The 17,533-nt window shown below is 39.6% G+C and carries 18 protein-coding genes; 11 read left to right on the top strand and 7 right to left on the bottom strand.

Annotated features, from left to right (window positions below; all coding sequences use genetic code 11):
* The first annotated feature begins 19 nt into the window (after positions 1–19).
* Genes HMPREF9455_RS18715 through HMPREF9455_RS18700 form a run of 4 tightly spaced genes read left to right on the top strand, consistent with a single transcriptional unit; the run spans position 20 to position 4,246 of the window.
* Positions 20–970 (top strand): methylenetetrahydrofolate reductase, encoded by a 951-nt coding sequence (locus HMPREF9455_RS18715; protein WP_006801323.1) that lies wholly within the window; start codon positions 20–22, stop codon positions 968–970.
* Positions 971–1,030: 60 nt separating this feature from the next.
* A complete protein-coding gene (locus tag HMPREF9455_RS18710) occupies positions 1,031–2,155 on the top strand; it encodes a DNA polymerase III subunit (RefSeq protein WP_006801322.1) in 1,125 nt (374 codons plus the stop codon).
* Between the two features lie 59 nt (positions 2,156–2,214).
* Positions 2,215–3,774, top strand: coding sequence for a PSP1 domain-containing protein (locus HMPREF9455_RS18705; protein WP_006801321.1), 1,560 nt, complete (start codon positions 2,215–2,217; stop codon positions 3,772–3,774).
* Complete coding sequence (locus tag HMPREF9455_RS18700) at positions 3,740–4,246, top strand: gliding motility lipoprotein GldH (protein WP_006801320.1); 507 nt, start codon at positions 3,740–3,742, stop codon at positions 4,244–4,246. Before HMPREF9455_RS18705 ends, HMPREF9455_RS18700 begins: the two co-directional genes overlap by 35 nt.
* Before the next feature lie 66 nt (positions 4,247–4,312).
* Here HMPREF9455_RS18700 and HMPREF9455_RS18695 read toward each other — a convergent pair whose 3' ends face one another.
* The 4 genes from HMPREF9455_RS18695 to HMPREF9455_RS18680 all read right to left on the bottom strand — a co-directional run bounded on the left by HMPREF9455_RS18695 (position 4,313) and on the right by HMPREF9455_RS18680 (position 8,821).
* Positions 4,313–5,416, bottom strand: a complete 1,104-nt coding sequence (locus tag HMPREF9455_RS18695) for a TlpA disulfide reductase family protein (protein WP_006801319.1) — start codon at positions 5,414–5,416, stop codon at positions 4,313–4,315.
* Between the two features lie 89 nt (positions 5,417–5,505).
* The gene (locus HMPREF9455_RS18690; RefSeq protein ID WP_006801318.1) at positions 5,506–6,600 is read right to left on the bottom strand and encodes a TlpA disulfide reductase family protein; all 1,095 of its coding nucleotides are present in this window, start codon (positions 6,598–6,600) and stop codon (positions 5,506–5,508) included.
* Positions 6,601–6,892: 292 nt separating this feature from the next.
* A complete protein-coding gene (locus tag HMPREF9455_RS18685) occupies positions 6,893–7,657 on the bottom strand; it encodes an SDR family NAD(P)-dependent oxidoreductase (RefSeq protein WP_006801317.1) in 765 nt (254 codons plus the stop codon).
* A gap of 150 nt (positions 7,658–7,807) precedes the next feature.
* The gene (locus HMPREF9455_RS18680; RefSeq protein ID WP_006801316.1) at positions 7,808–8,821 is read right to left on the bottom strand and encodes an NAD-dependent epimerase/dehydratase family protein; all 1,014 of its coding nucleotides are present in this window, start codon (positions 8,819–8,821) and stop codon (positions 7,808–7,810) included.
* Between the two features lie 583 nt (positions 8,822–9,404).
* Here HMPREF9455_RS18680 and rpmB point away from each other — a divergent pair.
* From rpmB to HMPREF9455_RS18650, 7 genes are all read left to right on the top strand, one after another.
* A complete protein-coding gene (gene rpmB / locus HMPREF9455_RS18675; RefSeq protein ID WP_006801314.1) occupies positions 9,405–9,644 on the top strand; it encodes a 50S ribosomal protein L28 in 240 nt (79 codons plus the stop codon).
* A 17-nt stretch (positions 9,645–9,661) separates the two neighbouring features.
* Positions 9,662–9,850, top strand: coding sequence for a 50S ribosomal protein L33 (rpmG, locus tag HMPREF9455_RS18670; protein ID WP_006801313.1), 189 nt, complete (start codon positions 9,662–9,664; stop codon positions 9,848–9,850).
* A 13-nt stretch (positions 9,851–9,863) separates the two neighbouring features.
* A complete protein-coding gene (locus tag HMPREF9455_RS21185; protein ID WP_006801312.1) occupies positions 9,864–10,025 on the top strand; it encodes a DUF4295 domain-containing protein in 162 nt (53 codons plus the stop codon).
* Between the two features lie 155 nt (positions 10,026–10,180).
* Positions 10,181–11,134 carry a signal recognition particle-docking protein FtsY gene (gene ftsY, locus HMPREF9455_RS18665; protein WP_006801311.1) on the top strand — a complete coding sequence of 318 codons (954 nt, stop codon included), beginning with the start codon at positions 10,181–10,183 and terminating at the stop codon, positions 11,132–11,134.
* 3 nt (positions 11,135–11,137) lie between these two features.
* On the top strand, positions 11,138–12,433 hold the full coding sequence (rimO, locus tag HMPREF9455_RS18660; protein WP_006801310.1) for a 30S ribosomal protein S12 methylthiotransferase RimO: 1,296 nt from the start codon (positions 11,138–11,140) through the stop codon (positions 12,431–12,433).
* 17 nt (positions 12,434–12,450) lie between these two features.
* Positions 12,451–12,741 carry an HU family DNA-binding protein gene (locus HMPREF9455_RS18655; protein ID WP_006801309.1) on the top strand — a complete coding sequence of 97 codons (291 nt, stop codon included), beginning with the start codon at positions 12,451–12,453 and terminating at the stop codon, positions 12,739–12,741.
* Positions 12,734–13,996 carry an HU family DNA-binding protein gene (locus HMPREF9455_RS18650; protein WP_006801308.1) on the top strand — a complete coding sequence of 421 codons (1,263 nt, stop codon included), beginning with the start codon at positions 12,734–12,736 and terminating at the stop codon, positions 13,994–13,996. Before HMPREF9455_RS18655 ends, HMPREF9455_RS18650 begins: the two co-directional genes overlap by 8 nt.
* 5 nt (positions 13,997–14,001) lie before the next feature.
* On the opposite strand, the gene HMPREF9455_RS18645 is transcribed toward HMPREF9455_RS18650, so the two are convergent.
* The 3 genes from HMPREF9455_RS18645 to HMPREF9455_RS18635 are packed head-to-tail and all read right to left on the bottom strand — an operon-like array spanning position 14,002 to position 17,265.
* A complete protein-coding gene (locus tag HMPREF9455_RS18645; RefSeq protein ID WP_006801307.1) occupies positions 14,002–14,808 on the bottom strand; it encodes a LicD family protein in 807 nt (268 codons plus the stop codon).
* Positions 14,805–15,803: a glycosyltransferase family 2 protein gene (locus tag HMPREF9455_RS18640; protein WP_006801306.1), complete on the bottom strand. Its 999-nt coding sequence runs from the start codon at positions 15,801–15,803 to the stop codon at positions 14,805–14,807. Before HMPREF9455_RS18640 ends, HMPREF9455_RS18645 begins: the two co-directional genes overlap by 4 nt.
* 4 nt (positions 15,804–15,807) lie before the next feature.
* Positions 15,808–17,265, bottom strand: a complete 1,458-nt coding sequence (locus HMPREF9455_RS18635) for a lipopolysaccharide biosynthesis protein (protein ID WP_006801305.1) — start codon at positions 17,263–17,265, stop codon at positions 15,808–15,810.
* Positions 17,266–17,533: the final 268 nt, after the last annotated feature.

Here is a 17,533-nt window from a genome sequence, read left to right as displayed (position 1 = left end):
AAAAAAAAGATATTAAGATATGACCGTAAGTGAATTAATAAACAAAAATGACAAAACCGCTTTTTCTTTCGAAATACTTCCTCCGTTAAAAGGAAATAATATCGAAAAAGTGTATAATATCATTGATAAACTGATTGAATTCGATCCTCAATATATTAATATAACGACACATCATAGCGAATATCTCGATCAGGAAATGCCTGACGGGTCGGTAAAGAGGGTTAACATCCGTAAACGTCCCGGCTCGGTAGCGATTGCCGCATCTATCCAGCACAAATATAATGTGGCGGCTGTCCCGCACATGATATGCAAAGGATTCTCTCAGGAGGAAACCGAATATGCATTGATAGACCTGAACTTTCTGCATGTACATAATCTTCTGTTATTAAGAGGCGATACCAAACGCCTTGCTCCGGAGCAGATATATCCGAACAGGAACGAATACGCTACCGATCTGCAAGTTCAGGTGAATAAGTTCAACGAAGGCATTGCAGCCGACGGTACCACTTTTGAAAAAAATGCCACCCCGTTCGCTTATGGTATGGCATGCTATCCCGAAATACATGAAGACGCTCCTAATATGGAATCGGACATACATTACATGAAACAGAAGGCCGACAATGGCGCCGAATATTTTGTTACCCAGATGTTTTTCGACAATGAAAAATATTTCTCATTTGTAGATAAATGCCGTAAGGCAGGAATCACTCAGCCGATTATTCCGGGAGTAAAGCCAATTGTACTGATGAGCCAACTGGAAGTGCTTCCACGGATATTCCGTTCAAGCATTCCGGAAGAACTGGCGATTGAACTTCGCAAGTGTAAAACAGATGACGAATCTAAGGAAGTAGGTGTGGAATGGGGCATAAAGCAATGCAAGGAACTGATTGCACACGGAGTGCCAAGCCTGCACTTTTATTCATTGTTGGCGACCGAAAGCGTTCGGAGAATAGCTAAAGAGATATATTAGATATTGGATTACTATTAAAAAAGTAATTCTTAACTTTATAACTTATAATTAGAAAGAAATTTGTTTTTTAAAGATATAATAGGGCAAAACGAAGTAAAAGAGCGGCTGATAAGTTCGGCAGGAAAGGGAATTATCCCTCATGCACAGCTTTTTTGCGGACAGGAAGGAGTTGGAAAATTCCCTCTGGCATTTGCTTATGCCCAATATCTGAATTGTGAGAATCCATCGGAAACCGATTCATGTGGTAAATGCCCGTCATGTGTAAAATATAATCATCTGGCGCATCCAGACTTACACTTTGTTTTCCCTATCATAAAAAAGGCGGCGAAGAAAAAAGAGGTTTGCGACGATTATATTACCGAATGGCGCGAATTTATCAAACAGAGCAGCTATTTCAATCTCAGCCAATGGCTCGATCATATCGATGCAGAAAATTCTCAGGGGCTGATCTATGCCAAAGAAAGTGAAGAAATTATCCGCAAGCTGAGTTTAAGGATATATGAGGCCAAATATAAAGTAATGATTATCTGGCTTCCCGAGAAGATGCACGAATCGTGCGCCAACAAACTGCTGAAAATAATAGAGGAACCGACAGACAATACGATATTCCTATTGGTTTCTGATATTCCGGATAATATTATCACCACCATACAATCGCGTTGCCAGCGTGTCAACATACATGGTGTAAAAGAGACGGATATAACCGAGGCGCTGGAATCAGCCTATAATATCAGTCCCGAAGATGCTGCAAGCGTAGCTCATCTGGCAAACGGAAACTACCTGAAGGCTATAGAAACAATCAGTCTGAATGAAGAACATAAATTCTTTTTCAATCTCTTCATCCAGATGATGCGAGCTTCATATGCCCGCAATATAAAAGAAATAAAAGCAATCGGTAATGAAATAGCCGGGGTAGGACGCGAAAACCAGAAAGGTTTCCTGAAATACTGTCAGCGAATGGTCCGCGAGTATTTTGTCAGTAACATGAGTCAGCCTGAAATGATATATCTGGCTCAGGACGAAGCAAACTTTGGAACCCGCTTCGCCCCATTCATCAACGAACGTAACATAATAGGATTTATGAACGAACTGGCCTTAGCAGAAAGGCATATAGAGCAAAATGTAAATGCAAAGATGGTATTTTTCGATCTTTGCCTGAAAATAACCATGCTTATAAAACAATAAATATAGACCCACAAAGCCGTAGAAGGGGCTTTGTCTTAATTAATTAAAATAAATATATAATGGAAAATCAAAATACATTTGTCCCACACGATTGCCAGGGTACCTGCAAAACGCCCGTGGGATGCACCTGTGCCAGAGCGAACAAAAAAGCTTTGGAAACGGCAGATATTGAAACAGGATATGTGGCAGCCACAAAAAGTTGCGGATGCGGCTCAGGTGGGGGCTGTAGTTCCGGAGGAAGTTGCTCGTGCAAGTCGGGTGGCGGTTGTTCATGCAAATCAGGTGGCGGCTGCTCCAAGAAGGGTGGTTCATGCTGCTCGGGGACAAATAAACTGGAAGTTTATAACTGGCTACAGGATTTACCTGAAGTTGCCGGAGAATCACAAATGGTAGAAGTACAGTTCAAGAATACACGAAAAGGTTATTACCTGAACAGCAACAATGTAGAGATATACAGGGGTGATATTGTAGCAGTGGAAGCATCTCCGGGACACGATATAGGTGAAGTAACCCTGACCGGGAAGCTGGTTCAGCTGCAAATGCTTAAAAATAATTACCGTGGCGAAACCAAACGTATCTATCGCATCGCAAAACAGACCGATATCGATAAATGGAACGAGGCCAGAGCCAAAGAGCACAAAACGATGCTCCGTGCGCGGGAAATAGCTGAAGAATTGAAACTGGCCATGAAAATCAGTGATGTGGAATTTCAGGGAGATGGTAACAAAGCTATTTTCTACTATATAGCCGATGAGCGGGTAGACTTCCGCCAATTAATAAAAGTATATGCATCGGAATTCCGTGTAAAAATAGAAATGAAGCAGATCGGTGCGCGTCAGGAAGCCGGACGTGTAGGTGGTATAGGTCCATGCGGCCGCGAATTGTGTTGCTCCAGTTCCATGTCTAATTTCGTATCGGTTTCCACATCAGCAGCACGCTTGCAGGATATTCCGCTAAACCCTCAAAAACTTGCCGGACAATGCGGTAAACTGAAATGTTGCCTCAATTTCGAAGTAGATACATACGTGGAGGCTCAACGGAAATTGCCTTCAAGAGAAGTGGTTCTGGAAACGAAAGATGCTTCATTCTTCCATTTCAAGACTGATATTCTTTCGGGTGAAATGACATATTCTACTGACAAACATTTTGCAGCAAACCTCGTTACACTGCCTAAAGACCGGGTATATGAAATAATCAGGATCAATAAGCAGGGAGGCAAGCCCACACATCTTACCACAGAGCCTCAGGAACAGGCAGAGAAAGTGACCTCGCACGATATATTGCAGGAGAACATCAATCGCTTCGACAATAACAGTGGCAACAATAACCGGAATAATAAAAAGAAGAAGTTTGTAAAGAACAGGTCTGAAAATAGCGGACAAGGCTCTCCAAACAACCAGGGAGGAAATAACCGGCCGGATAATAGCAATAAACAAGCTAATAATAACAAGCAGGCAAATGCAAACCCGAATGCCAGGCCAAACAATAACAACAGGACTGAAAACAACAATCAACAGAATCAGAACCAGAATAAAAACAATAATCATAAAAATAACAGGAACGACAGAAACAGACATAACAGAAATGGGAAGCCTGACCAGAAAAAGCCTGACGCATAAGCCTCTATCTGTCTTATGCGGCATACTGTTAACTATCATAGCTATCTCCTGCAACAAGCAGGAGATATATTATCGTTTCCATGAAATAAAGGATGCGGAGTGGGCACAGAATGATAAGTTAATATTTGATATAGATTCCACTGTTTTCGAATTGAACATTCCATATACTATATATTTTGAAGTGACCAACAATGTGAATTACCCATATCAAAATATCTGGTTCTTTGTACAATCAGACATTTATAACGATTCTGTATTTACAAAACGGGAAAAAGAGTTTCTGTTGGCTGATAAATTTGGCAAGTGGACAGGTTCTGGATTTGGTACGTTATATCAGGCGTCTTTTATTTTTGATGATAATATCATCTTTAATAAAAAACGTAGCCATCAGATAATAATAGGACATGGTATGCGCGATCAACAACTGAAAGGTATTGAGAAAATCGGAATTAGGATAGCAAGGAAAGAGTAAACAAGTATATGAATACAAAAAGAGCTTATCAGTAATGATAAGCTCTTTTCTTATTTTATAGCTTGATTATTTAAGCAATTCAGTCAGTTTAGAAACAGCTTCATCGGCGCTTATTCCGCGAGCCAAAATCTTACCGTCTTTATCGAGTAATACAAGGTGAGGTATAGAATTCACCCCATAAGCACCGGCAAGTTCGCTATCCCAGAATTTCAGGTCGGATATCTGAGCCCATGTAATACCAAGGTCTTTAATTCCTTTTACCCAGTCCTCATTGGTTCTATCTAACGAAATACCTACAATCTCAAAATCCTTTGTTCCAAATTGCTTGTACGCTTCTACCAGTTTCGGCATTTCGGCACGGCATGGAGGACACCATGACGCCCAAAAGTCTACAAGCACATATTTACCCTTACCTGCATAATCAGACAGCGCTGCATCTTTCCCCTCAGGGGTCTTTCCTTTCAGGTCTGTAAACACTTTGCCTTCCGTAGTTGCATCCAGAGCCTGTATACGGGCCTCAAGTTTTGCCATCCTTTCGTTGGTTTTATATTCAGGTTTTACAGATGCAAATAACTCTTTCATTTGATCTAAAGTAAACAGATATGATCTGGATGCAAATATATAGGCACCTATCTGGCTTTGTATATTTGCTTTCACATAATTATATATTTCTTTTGTCTTCTGAGCATCGATCTCTTCATATTGTTTTTCGAGTTCAGCTTTTGCAACCTTAGATGTATCCAGTTTCGATTTTTCAAATACAGCTTTTAGTTCCGTGTCAAATCCGCTCAGTTTGGTATTCAAACCTTGGTAAGCATCATTTGAAGCTGTACCTTTAATAGTAGAAACACTATCCAGGGCAACTTCTATCTGTCCGGGTTCTACAACCAGCAAAACCGGTCTTTTCACTATATCTGTAGGTTTAGCCAATGCTATGAAATGAACTTTCGCGCCTTCTTTTGCAAGTCCTTTAAACTGAAATTTGCCATTCGTCACATAAGCAGAGTCAATTGCTACCTGATCTCTCCAGTTATCTTCAAGTGTCTGCAAGTACACCTTAGCACTATCAGACGCTCCCGCTATTGTACCATTAATAGTAAACTGATCTTTTTCGCCACAAGATGTAACCAACACCAGTACCGTTGATAGAGATAATATAATTTTCTTCATTTTATTAATAAATAAGACAGTTAATATATAAGTTCTCGAATAAATTACTCAAACCATTAGTAATAAAACAAGGAATGTTATTGTATTGTTTAATTGAGTATTTCAGCAATCTTAGCTTCCAGTGCAGCTCCTCGCAGGTCTTTAGCCACGATCACGCCATTCCCGTCTAATAAAACAGTATGCGGTATAGTGTTCACACCATATAGTTCTGAAGCTGATTTTGTATCATCAGCTAACTGTATCCATGTCATTTTGTGAGTCTTCACAGCATTAAGCCATGCTTGCCTGTCTTCATCTACAGATATTCCAACGATCTCAAGACCTTTGGCTTTATATGCATTATAGGTTTTTATCAGACCCGGCATTTCCTGAATACACGGACCGCACCACGAAGCCCAGAAATCGATAACAACACATTTGCTTTTGCCTGCATATTCGGACAAGGCAACGGCCTTACCTGTCATATCTACCAACTGTACATCAGCGAACGGTTGGCCGACTTCAGGCACTACCCTGTTCAACTCTTTTTCCAAAGCTTTCATCTCCGGAGTATTACGGAAAGTACTGTCAGCCAAAGGTAATAATTCTTTCAGTTGCTCCATTGTAAACATCGAAGCAGAAGAATAAAACAAAAATTCACCGGCCTTGTTCGACATATTTGCTTTTGTAAATTCAAAATTAGCTTTTTGCATTTCTTCCTGTAATGCCTGCATTCTTGAATTGGCATCCGGAACTCCCTGTATACCTCCTGCATCATTCACTTCCTTATATAAAGCAGCCATCTTATTCATTGCGGTCTGAACCTTATTAAACTCATCATTTCTCGGGGTTCCGCTTGTACTCACTGCATTTTTTTCTAATGTTATCTTTATTGCTCCCGGCTCCAGAATAAGCGTTCCTACCGGAGAATCTGCCTCTGGAGTCTCCAGTTTGCCTACAGAGATAAAACCCATAATAGGATTACCATCAGTAGTTCCTTTGAACTTGAATTTCCCGTCTTTCAATACTACTGAATCTATCACTGAAGATGATTCGGCTCTCATGCTATCTATCTTTTGAAGATAGATCATCTTACCATCAAATGTATTTTCAGTGAAATTACCCTCAATAGTATACGCATTCTTATCCTGACAAGAAGCTAACACCACTGTCAGAATAGCTAGGATTAATGTGATTTTTTTCATTAAAAGAAAAGTATTATTTATTTCTATAAATTTTATTTATGTGCAAAGATAACCAAATACTTCGGACAGAGAGTTATCAAAGTCCATTAGTTGATAATCGGCATGTAATTATATTTCAATGGATTTATCTATATATAACGGAGTATCAGTCCTTAATATTGCCAATTTATTCTTCTTTTCGAGATATTTGTTAGCAAATGAAAGGGCAATAAACACGAAGTGGCCAGCTTATATTAGCCGACCATTTATAAAACGAATTCTATATTAAATTTATCAAGACCGGATTTGTGCTTTAGATTGCCGTCCAGCCGCCATCTACGAAAATGGATTGTCCGGTAATATAACTTGATTCATCGGCAGCTAAAAATATCAAGGCACTATCCAGTTCCTCAGTTCTGCCTGTACGTTCCATACAAGTACTGTTTTTTACAAAATTCACAAAATGATCATTGTGGATAAATCCTCCTGTCATTTCAGAGTCAAAAAAGCCCGGAGCCAGATTATTTACAGTGATATTATACTTTGCCCATTCCGCAGCCAGGGCTCTTGTGAAGTTCTCAACAGCTCCTTTCGATGTGTGGTAACTAAGGCATGCGCTAAATTTATTTCCGACCTTTCCGTACATCGATGATACGTTGATTATGCGACCATACTTATTGTCAATCATATTCTTACCAGCTTCGCGGGCAAAATAGAATACTCCGTTGACATTTACATCCATTACTTTCTTAAAGTCTTCACCTGAAACATCCTCAGCTTTACCCCCAAGTGCAATACCGGCATTGTTTACCAGTATATCTATTTTACCAAAATGCCGGATAGCTTGGTTTATGGATGATATTACTTCTTGCTCTTTGGTTGCATCACATTGGATAGGGAGGCATTCCACCCCTAATTTCTTCAAGTCCTTTGCATCTTCTTCCAGACGCTCGATCCTGCGGGCAATTATTGCCACATTCACACCTTGCTCAGCGAGCGTACGAGCAAATCTTTTTCCTAAACCAGAAGATGCTCCTGTTATCACAGCAACTCTTCCTTTTAAATTAAATAATGACATATATCTACTATTTAAATGTTTAAAGAATTAAATACTATCGGTTCTCCCTCTGAAGAATTCTTTAAATGTACACAATAAGTAGCATATAGTCAAATTTAAACTTGTTTATTATCAAATAATACTCTTCTCTCGTATCATTTTGCAATCGACTTATAACCAGCCGTTTTCTTTATACCATTTTATGGATTCTTCCAAACCTTTCTTTAGATTGTATTTTGGGGAAAACCGGAGGTCATTGGAAAGCGGGGTTATGTCGCATTCCCAGTTGCGTTGCTTCATTATTTTATATTTATCCCTATTCAAGGTTGATGGCTTCTTGGTCAATCTGGATATATTTTCAGCCATGGAAGAGATTACCCTTAATAACCATAAAGGAACCTTCAGGCTAACCACATGCTTTTTTCCTATAGATTCTTTTACCAACCGGGTATATTCCTTATCGGTATATACATCTCCATCGGCAACAAAATAAGCTCCGTTTCGGATGTCGCTTTCTAAGCCGAGAAACGCAGCATCGACGAGGTCTTTGACATATATAAAAGTCAGGTGTTGAGGTCTGAATCCCGCACCTACATCCAATCCTGATTTTACAGTCTTTACCATCAAAAAATAATCCTTTTCGCGCGGACCGTATACCCCTGTTGGACGCAAAATGATGTATGGAAAATCACTGGTCGATTGTAAATACATCTCGGCCTTAAGTTTGCTTTTTCCGTATGCCGTATTGGGGTTAGGGACATCGGTTATCCTTAACGGAATATAATTAATTTCATCTCCAAGTCCATATGCGCTGAGACTGCTCATTAATATAAATTTTTCGGGAACAGCATCCGCATCCTTGAGTGCATCTATAAAGTTAGCTGTATATTGAAAGTTAACTTTGTCGAAATCATTAGGATTTAAACATTTTGTGACTCCGGCATTGTGAATAATATAATCAAATTTCCCGTGTTCGGACACAAAGTGTCGTAAGTCCTCCGTTAATTTATCTTTATCTTGAAAGGGGAGGTCTATAAACTGAATACGCGTATCCTGCAAATATTCGCGACTGCTGCTTTTGCGGATTCCGGCCCAGGTTTCATAACCTTTTTCCAAAGCCTTTTCGACCAGGAAGCTGCCTATAAAGCCACTGGCCCCTGTGATGAGTATACGTTTATTATTCATATGCCAAAGATACAAATATTATTTGCCAAATATGAATAAAGGCGTCTGCCTATAAGGGCAAACGTACGAAATATGTGTTTTTATGCAGAAAGTTTATCTATATGGATAGCTGTTAGCTTATAGTTCTTTGATATATTGGGATAAGTAATAAGTTAAATGAGATACGAGTAGACAAGATACGAGAAGAAGGCTAACGGCTAAAAGCTAATAGCTAAAAAAACTGTTGCCTTTTAACTATATATGATTAATGGATGTAAAAATGACAGTACAGAAATAGTCCAAAAACTGTCAGATGTGTCAGGTTTTAACTATATACGGTTAATAAATGTGAATGAGATCAATGGCTAAAATCCTCTATTTCATGTTTTTGCCCTATCTGCCTGTATCCTAAGCAGTAGTCCTCCGGCAAAATTAATCAAAAATAGTTTATAGTAATCACATTAAGAGGATTAGTTGAGCCGAAACTGGAAATAAAAAGAACTTTAACGATATAAATATTTGTAGGTTTGAAAAATATGACTAAATTTGCATCCCGATTTGGATAGGATATAATATAAAAATAAACATATAAAACACAATAGCGATGTCCAAGATTTGTCAAATTACAGGAAAAAAAGCTATGGTTGGCAATAATGTTTCTCACTCTAATAGAAAGACAAAGAGAAAATTTAATGTCAATCTTTTTAAAAAGAAATTCTACTGGGTAGAAGAAGATTGTTGGGTTAGCCTGAATGTTTCAGCTGCAGGCCTTCGTACAATCAATAAAATTGGATTGGACGCTGCAATCAAAAGAGCGGCCGCAGATGGTTATTTAAACGCTTAATTTAGGAGGAACAGGAAATGGCTAAGAAAGCAAAAGGAAACAGAATCCAGGTGATAATGGAGTGCACAGAGCACAAAGCCAGTGGTATGCCGGGCACATCCCGTTATATTACGACTAAGAACAGAAAGAATACTACAGAGAGATTGGAGCTGAAAAAGTACAATCCTATATTGAAAAGAGTAACTGTACATAAAGAAATCAAGTAAAACAACATAAACCATGGCAAAGAAAACAGTCGCAGGTTATCGTGACCCATCAGCAAAAGACGGTCGTAACTATGCTAAAGTAATCAAAATGGTAAAGTCTCCTAAAACAGGCGCTTACACATTTAAAGAAGAAATGGTTCCAAACGAATCAGTAAAAGATTATTTCGCAAAATAGTCTTGTTAAAAATATTTAAAACGCCTCCTTCATTCTTATGCAGGGAGGTTTTTTATTATCCATTTCGTAGCTTTGCAGAAGGTAAAAATACCGGGCAGCCCCAAGGCTTAAGAGATTGATTTATTTTTATCTATATAATCAGAAGAATAAAATCTATGGGATTATTTGATTTCTTTTCGAAACAAAAAAAGGAAACGCTTGATAAAGGATTGGAAAAGACTAAAGAGTCAATGTTTTCCAAACTATCACGTGTTATTGCCGGAAAATCGAAAGTAGACGATGATGTACTCGATCAACTCGAAGAAGTGTTGATCATGTCCGATGTAGGGGTAAACACTACATTGAAGATTATCGAACGTATCGAAAAACGGGCAGCAAAGGATAAGTATGTAGACGACAAAGAGTTGAAAAATATACTGCGGGAAGAAATCGCTGATTTATTGACTGAAAATAATGCCGTAGATAATGATGATTTCTCTGTTCCGGAAACAGCAAAACCATATGTAATAATGGTTGTCGGAGTTAATGGTGTTGGTAAAACAACTACAATCGGCAAGCTGGCAAATCAGTTCAAGAAAGCAGGCAAGTCCGTCTACCTTGGTGCAGCCGATACATTCCGCGCCGCAGCCGTTGAGCAACTGGTTATCTGGGGCGAGCGTGTAGGTGTTCCGGTCATAAAACAGGCAATGGGTTCCGATCCGGCTTCTGTGGCTTTTGATACATTAAGTTCTGCTAAATCGAACAATGCCGATGTTGTAATAATAGATACAGCAGGACGGCTCCACAACAAAATCGGTTTGATGAACGAGCTTTCAAAAATAAAGAAAGTGATGGATAAGATAGTTCCGGGAGCACCGCATGAGGTACTACTTGTACTCGACGGCTCTACCGGACAGAACGCGTTCGAACAGGCTACACAGTTTACTGCTGCTACCGACGTTACAGCTTTGGCTATTACCAAACTGGACGGTACGGCAAAAGGAGGTGTCGTAATCGGTATTTCCGATCAGTTCAAGATACCGGTAAAATATATAGGTTTAGGAGAGGGTATTGACGATCTTCAGGTATTTCGCCGTCGCGAGTTTGTCAACAGTCTCTTTGGAGAATAAGAAATGAAGAAAAACAGAATAGATGTCATCACGCTTGGTTGTTCTAAAAATCTGGTAGACTCCGAGTTATTGATGAAACAATTGTTGGCAAACGGCTACACTGTAAAACATGATCCGGATAAGTCGGAAGGAGAAATCGTAGTTATAAATACATGTGGCTTTATAGGTGATGCAAAGGAAGAATCTATCAATATGATTCTTGAGTTTGCAGAGGCTAAAAAAGAGCGAAAACTGAATAAGTTGTTTGTAATGGGCTGCCTTACCGACAGGTATATGGAGGAATTGAAGGCCGAAATACCCGAAGTAGACAGCTTTTACGGGAAATTTGGATGGAAAGCCCTCATCTCTGATTTGGGTAAATCATATCATAAGGAGTTGGCGCTGGAACGCAACATAACCACTCCTTCACATTACGCTTATCTGAAAATTTCGGAAGGCTGTAACCGTGCCTGTTCCTATTGTTCTATCCCGATTATGACAGGAAAGCATCAGTCCAGGCAGATAGAAGAAGTAGAGGAAGAGGTCAGGCATCTGGTTGCTTCCGGTGTAAAGGAGTTTCAGGTTATCGCACAGGATTTGTCATATTACGGTTTGGACAATTACAAGCAGGCGAAGCTACCGGAATTGATTGATCGCATAGCAAAGATTGAAGGCGTGGAATGGATCCGTTTGCATTATGCATATCCGGCGAATTTCCCTTACGACCTGTTACCGGTGATGCGAAATAATGAGAATGTGTGCAAATATTTAGATATAGCGCTACAACATATCAGCGACAATATGCTGAAAAAGATGCGCCGCAATATTACGAAAGAGCAGACATATAACCTGATAAAGCGTATCAGGGAAGAAGTTCCCGGTATTCATATCCGCACCACTCTTATGGTAGGGCATCCGGGAGAATCGCATAAGGACTTTGAGGAACTGCTCCAATTTGTAAAGGATGTACGCTTCGATAGAATGGGTGCATTCCCTTATTCACATGAAGACGGAACGTATGCCTATGCGCACTACAGGGATGAAATATCAGATGCGGTAAAACAGGAACGGATGGATGTCCTGATGGCTTTGCAAGAACGGATAGCTCTTGATATTAATGAACAGAAGATAGGTAATACCCTTAAAGTAATTGTAGACAGGGAAGAATCAGACTATTATATCGGCCGTACTGAGTATGATTCGCCCGAAGTAGATCCTGAAGTATTGATTAAGAAAAATAAAATGCTTAATATTGGGGACTTTTACAATGTCAGGATAACGGGTGCCCAGCCATTCGATCTATATGGAGAAGTGATTTAAATCTAAATACAAATGCTATGACAAACCAGGAATTAATAGCTGCATTGGCTAAACGGTTAGGGTGGACTCAACGACAGACTTCCGAAGTATTGGAAGCTACTGTTTCCATAATTAATAGCAATCTTGAAGATGGGAACTCTATTAATATTCAGGGGTTCGGTCTTTTTGAAACAAAGAAAAAAGGAGAACGGATATCCGTTAACCCTGTATCAAAACAGCGTTTCCTTGTTCCTCCTAAAATCTCATTGGCATTTCGTCCCGGACAAACAATAAAAGATAACCTTAAAAATCTGGAAGTAAATGAATGAACGGCTTAGTCTACAGGATTTAATTGACCTTCTGGCAAAAAAACAGGGAATAGCGAAAAAGGAGGCGGAAACTTTTCTACGTGAACTAATTGCTGTTATCTCAGTGAGTATAGAGAGCAATGATTCGGTACGGATAAAGGACTTCGGTGTATTTAAACTGGTTAAGGTGAACGCACGTAAAAGTGTGGATGTGAATACAGGGGAGGCTATTGAGATTCCGGCTCATTACAAACTTAGCTTCACGCCTGATAAATCACTAAAAGAAGCTATCAATAAACCTTTCGCTCATTTCGAGAGTGTTGTCCTTGAAGATGGGGTTTCTTTCGAAAATGTAGAAAGCGAAACCGAAGAGGATATTACCGAAGAGCTGGACGATAGCACTGATACAAGCTCCATCGAAGAAGAAATTACAGAATATATCAATGTTCCTGAGGAATCAGCGGAAAAAGCTATCGAAGCAAATGAAATAGTAGAAGGAACTCCTGATCCGGAGATAGAAACCGAGGCAGAAGCAGAGTCTGCCATAACAGAAGCTAAAGCAGAGGCTGAAATAGATACCGAAGAAGAAAACACCGTAGCAAACGCTCCCGGAATAATTCATGAAGAAACAGTTGCGCCCTTCAAGACTCCTTCTGCCAGTACAGACATTGAGTCTATGTTCTACAATCACAGAAAGAAGTCTAAGCGCAGACGCTTTATCTCTTTGGCTTTTGTTATACTTCTTATTTTAGCGGCGTTTGCTATTGGCGGATACTATTTTCAGGAACTGGCAGGATTTTTAACAGGACAACCTCCTGTGGATAAGAGCAAAAAAGTAGTAATTGTTTTTGATAAGAAATCACCAGTCGATTCACTGGCGCAGAAACAAGATTCGACACAAATACAAGGCATTGCTCAGGAAACAAAGAAAGAGCCTCAGCAGGAAACAAAAATGCCGAAAACCGAGCCAAAGAATGAAGACGTAAAGGTTACCGCCCAGCCGGTTAAAGATTCTTCCAAACCTCTGGCTACAGAAACTATACGAAGTGGTCATACTCTTCGGAACATAGCACTGGGATACTACGGTCATAAATCTTTTTGGGTCTATATCTATGAAGAAAACAAGAGCGTTATCAAAAACGCGAATAATATCGCACTCGGGACAAAGCTGATTATACCTGCCCCAGCCAAATACGGTATTGATTCGAAGAATCCGGCTTCGATAGAGAAGGCCAAACAACGCGAAGCGAAGTTATTTAAAGAGATGGGTATCTGATAATATCAGAGATATTCTACCTTTAAGAAATGTGTGGAACGCTTCTCCTTAGGGGGAACGGTCATATAATCTCCGTATTGTTTTCTCAAGTATGTATCCACTTCTTTCGGGGCGGAAAACTCCTTGCCTTCGAATGTGACCTTTTCCACAGGGAACATATATCTGGCATTATGGTTGGTTGAGTTCCCTATGCCATAGCTATGTAATATATTATCCGGTTTGGTAATAGCACATATTCCTCTGGCAATCCATATAAGCAGGACCCCTATAGGATATAAGACTAACGAAGTGGCATATTCATAGAAGAACTTTAATGAATGGAACGGCCGGCCTCTTTTCAATCGCCTGAAAGCCCTGCCATAAAAGAAATCTACAATATTCTTCATCCATCTGTAGCTTCTCTCCTCAGAAAAAATATCAATAAAAATTCCCTTTTCCTTATACCTTGCCATATCCTCTTCTTCGGAATGTACAATAGAATACCTGTCCCTTACTTTGGAAAAAAGTAGTCTGTAGCTTTTCTCTTTTGGTGTTTGCAAATAGAGATTATCCGGCAGTTCCTTGGGCAAAATCCTTAGCAGCTTCAGATAATCGGGGCGAAGCAGCTCTATGTCAATATCATCATCCCACGGGATAAACCCTCCGTGACGGATAGCCCCCAGTAACGTTCCCCCACTAACCCAATATGGCAGATTATGTTTGTCGCAGATATCTGTTACTACAACAAGTATATCGAGCATCTTCAACTGTAATGTCCTTAATTCAGAACCTTCAGGATTGTATATTGCTTTTAAATCTTCGGTTTCGTTCATTTATTCTTTAAGAATAGTATAAGTTTCAATAATTTTATAAATACAGATGGTTTTAGTGAAGCAAATGGAGGTATCATTCTCATGTACTTCTTCTGGGATATACAAAGAACAATCCAACGAGCCCAAAGAAACGCGATCAGATCATCCCCGTTGTATCTGCCCGTTTCCCCATTTTTCCGTATAAGTTTCGAAAACCAAGCAGAAACGTCATTCAACTGTGAAACGGATACCTCTTGACGGTTTCCCATGCTATATAGCCGGAAAGTTACCTTGTGGCAATACAACTCCTGCCCGGCAGGTACAATATCCAATGATCCCAGTTCATCAGAGATAATCTTATCTTTCAGTCTATCCTGTATCTTGTTATTCAGTACGGATACGTTGCTGTCATGCCAGCGATAAGCAAACAACTCGTCTTTCAGGTTAGCGATCTTTCCCTGTTTTGCTATCCGGCACCAGAGTTCGTAGTCTTCCACATGCTTATATGCTTCATCATACCTGTTCTTCTCCAACACTTCACGGCGAATCATTACAGTAGGATGAATAAACGGCGGAGAGAATAAAAGATTGATTTGCAAAAAATCATTATCCTGCAGATTTCTTATTTTTCCGGTTCTCTCACCCTTATTGTTGATAACGGAGGCGTTAGTCCCACACATCAGATAACCGGGATGAGTATCCAGAAAGTTTGCCTGTATTCTCAGTCGTTCGGTAAGAGAGATATCATCCGCGTCCATACGGGCGATGTATTCACCTCCACATAGGTCGATCCCTTTATTGAGCGTCTTTATCAATCCCAGATTTACAGGGTTCTTTGCATAGTATATCCTGTTGTCATTATAGCTGCATATGATTGCTTCACTATCGTCTGTAGAGCCGTCATTGACTAGTATCAGTTCCCAATCCTTAAAGCTCTGGGAGCGTATGCTGTCTATGGCCTGCGACAAGTATTGTCCGGCATTATAAACAGGCATCAGTATGGAAACTTTAGGCATATTATTATCGTTTAAAGGTTTTATTATAGGAGAGTTTCACAAAATCGATTGTTTCCTGCATAATGACCGAACCAAAAACCTTCATTATAAGAAGGTAAACACCGCTTCCCACAATAGCGGGAATAGTAAGTAATAAAAATACATTTTCCAGCCTTGTCATATAAAGCAGTACAAAAGGGGCGAATGAAACCACTGATATAATAACGTACGGTATGGTATCCTTCAGTATTTCCATAAATGAGTATGATATACGTTTCCCGGCTATATATATGCCTGCAAAAAAAGCCAGTACATTTACAAGGCTTAATCCTGTTACCAGTCCTTGTATGCCAAATTGTACGCCAATGGCAATAGCGACCAGTATAAGCACGTTTTTACACGCTTCAATCTTTAGCAGCAACTTCGATTCTCCTTTAAATTGTAGCAGTGATGAAATAAGACCGAAGTGCGGTAAGAAAGCCCCTCCGATAGCCAATACTTGCAATATAGGAATTACATCCGTCCATTCGGGAGGCAGATAGATAGAAACTATCGGGCTCGCCGTTACTATCAGCAACATAGCCACAGGAAAAGAGATAAAAGATGTGATACGCATAACTTTCCGGTATGCCTTTTTGCTTCTTTCGTCATCTTCTCCTATCTTCGACAACAGTGGATAAGCCACACTCCGCATCCCGTCGCTGATAACCGACTGCGGTATATTTGTCAGTTTCAGGCCCTGACTGTATGAAGCCACCTGGGGTATAGAGAACTTTTTACCGATAATCAAGGGTGATATATTGTTACATATTTGTCCGAACAGTCCGGATATCAACAGATTTATGCTATAGGACGACATTTTTTTTATATGCAGGAAGACGAATTTCCCACTTGGCCTCCATTTTACAAAAATCCATAACAATGAGCTTCTGATAAAACTTTGTAAAACCTGCTGGGCAGCCATACTCCATATTCCATATCCGTTGTACGCCATCAATATTGCTATCAATCCCGATACACACCATGCGACAAGCGTAATCCGTGTATTGAGCTTGAAATTCATTTCTCTCACCAGATTTACATTCTGTATAATTGCGAATGCATTGAAGACAAAGGCCAGGAATACAAAACGCGCCAAATCTGTCAATACAGGTTTTTCATAAAACCAGCTGATAACAGGCGCGCAAAAGAATAGAATTGTGTACAGGCTAAGACTGATTACTATATTGAAATAAAAAACAGAGGTATATTCTTCAGGATGTACTTCCTTTTTCCGGATCAGTGCCGATGAATAACCGCTCTCCTGCAACATGCCCGAAATAATGGTAAAGATGGCCAGCAAATTTACCGTCCCAATATCTTCTTTAGATATCAGACGGACGAGAATATAAAAGAAAAGCAGCGTAATAATCTGCTGTCCGCCTTTATCAATAAAGCTCCAGAACAAAGCTACACCTGTTTTCCTTTTAAGAGAATCTGCCATTTATATGTAATACAATTATTGGACACAAAGTTAACAACTATTTCAATTTATGGTCAATAGTTTGCCGCTAACAATCATGGGAGATTGGAATTATTTATCCCCAAAAAACTGTAGACAAACTTCTGCATATATTTTCTTCATTCATTCCATATTTGCTTTCCATATATCAATTTTTCAAAGAACGGGATACTAAGAGTTTCTTATATAGATAAAGATTATGCATTTTTATGATCTTTTTAACTAAAAACATCAAATAGTAAAGTAGACA

The organism is Dysgonomonas gadei ATCC BAA-286, from assembly GCF_000213555.1.
In the GTDB taxonomy this organism is placed as follows: domain Bacteria; phylum Bacteroidota; class Bacteroidia; order Bacteroidales; family Dysgonomonadaceae; genus Dysgonomonas; species Dysgonomonas gadei.
This window is presented reverse-complemented; position numbering and strand designations above follow the sequence as displayed.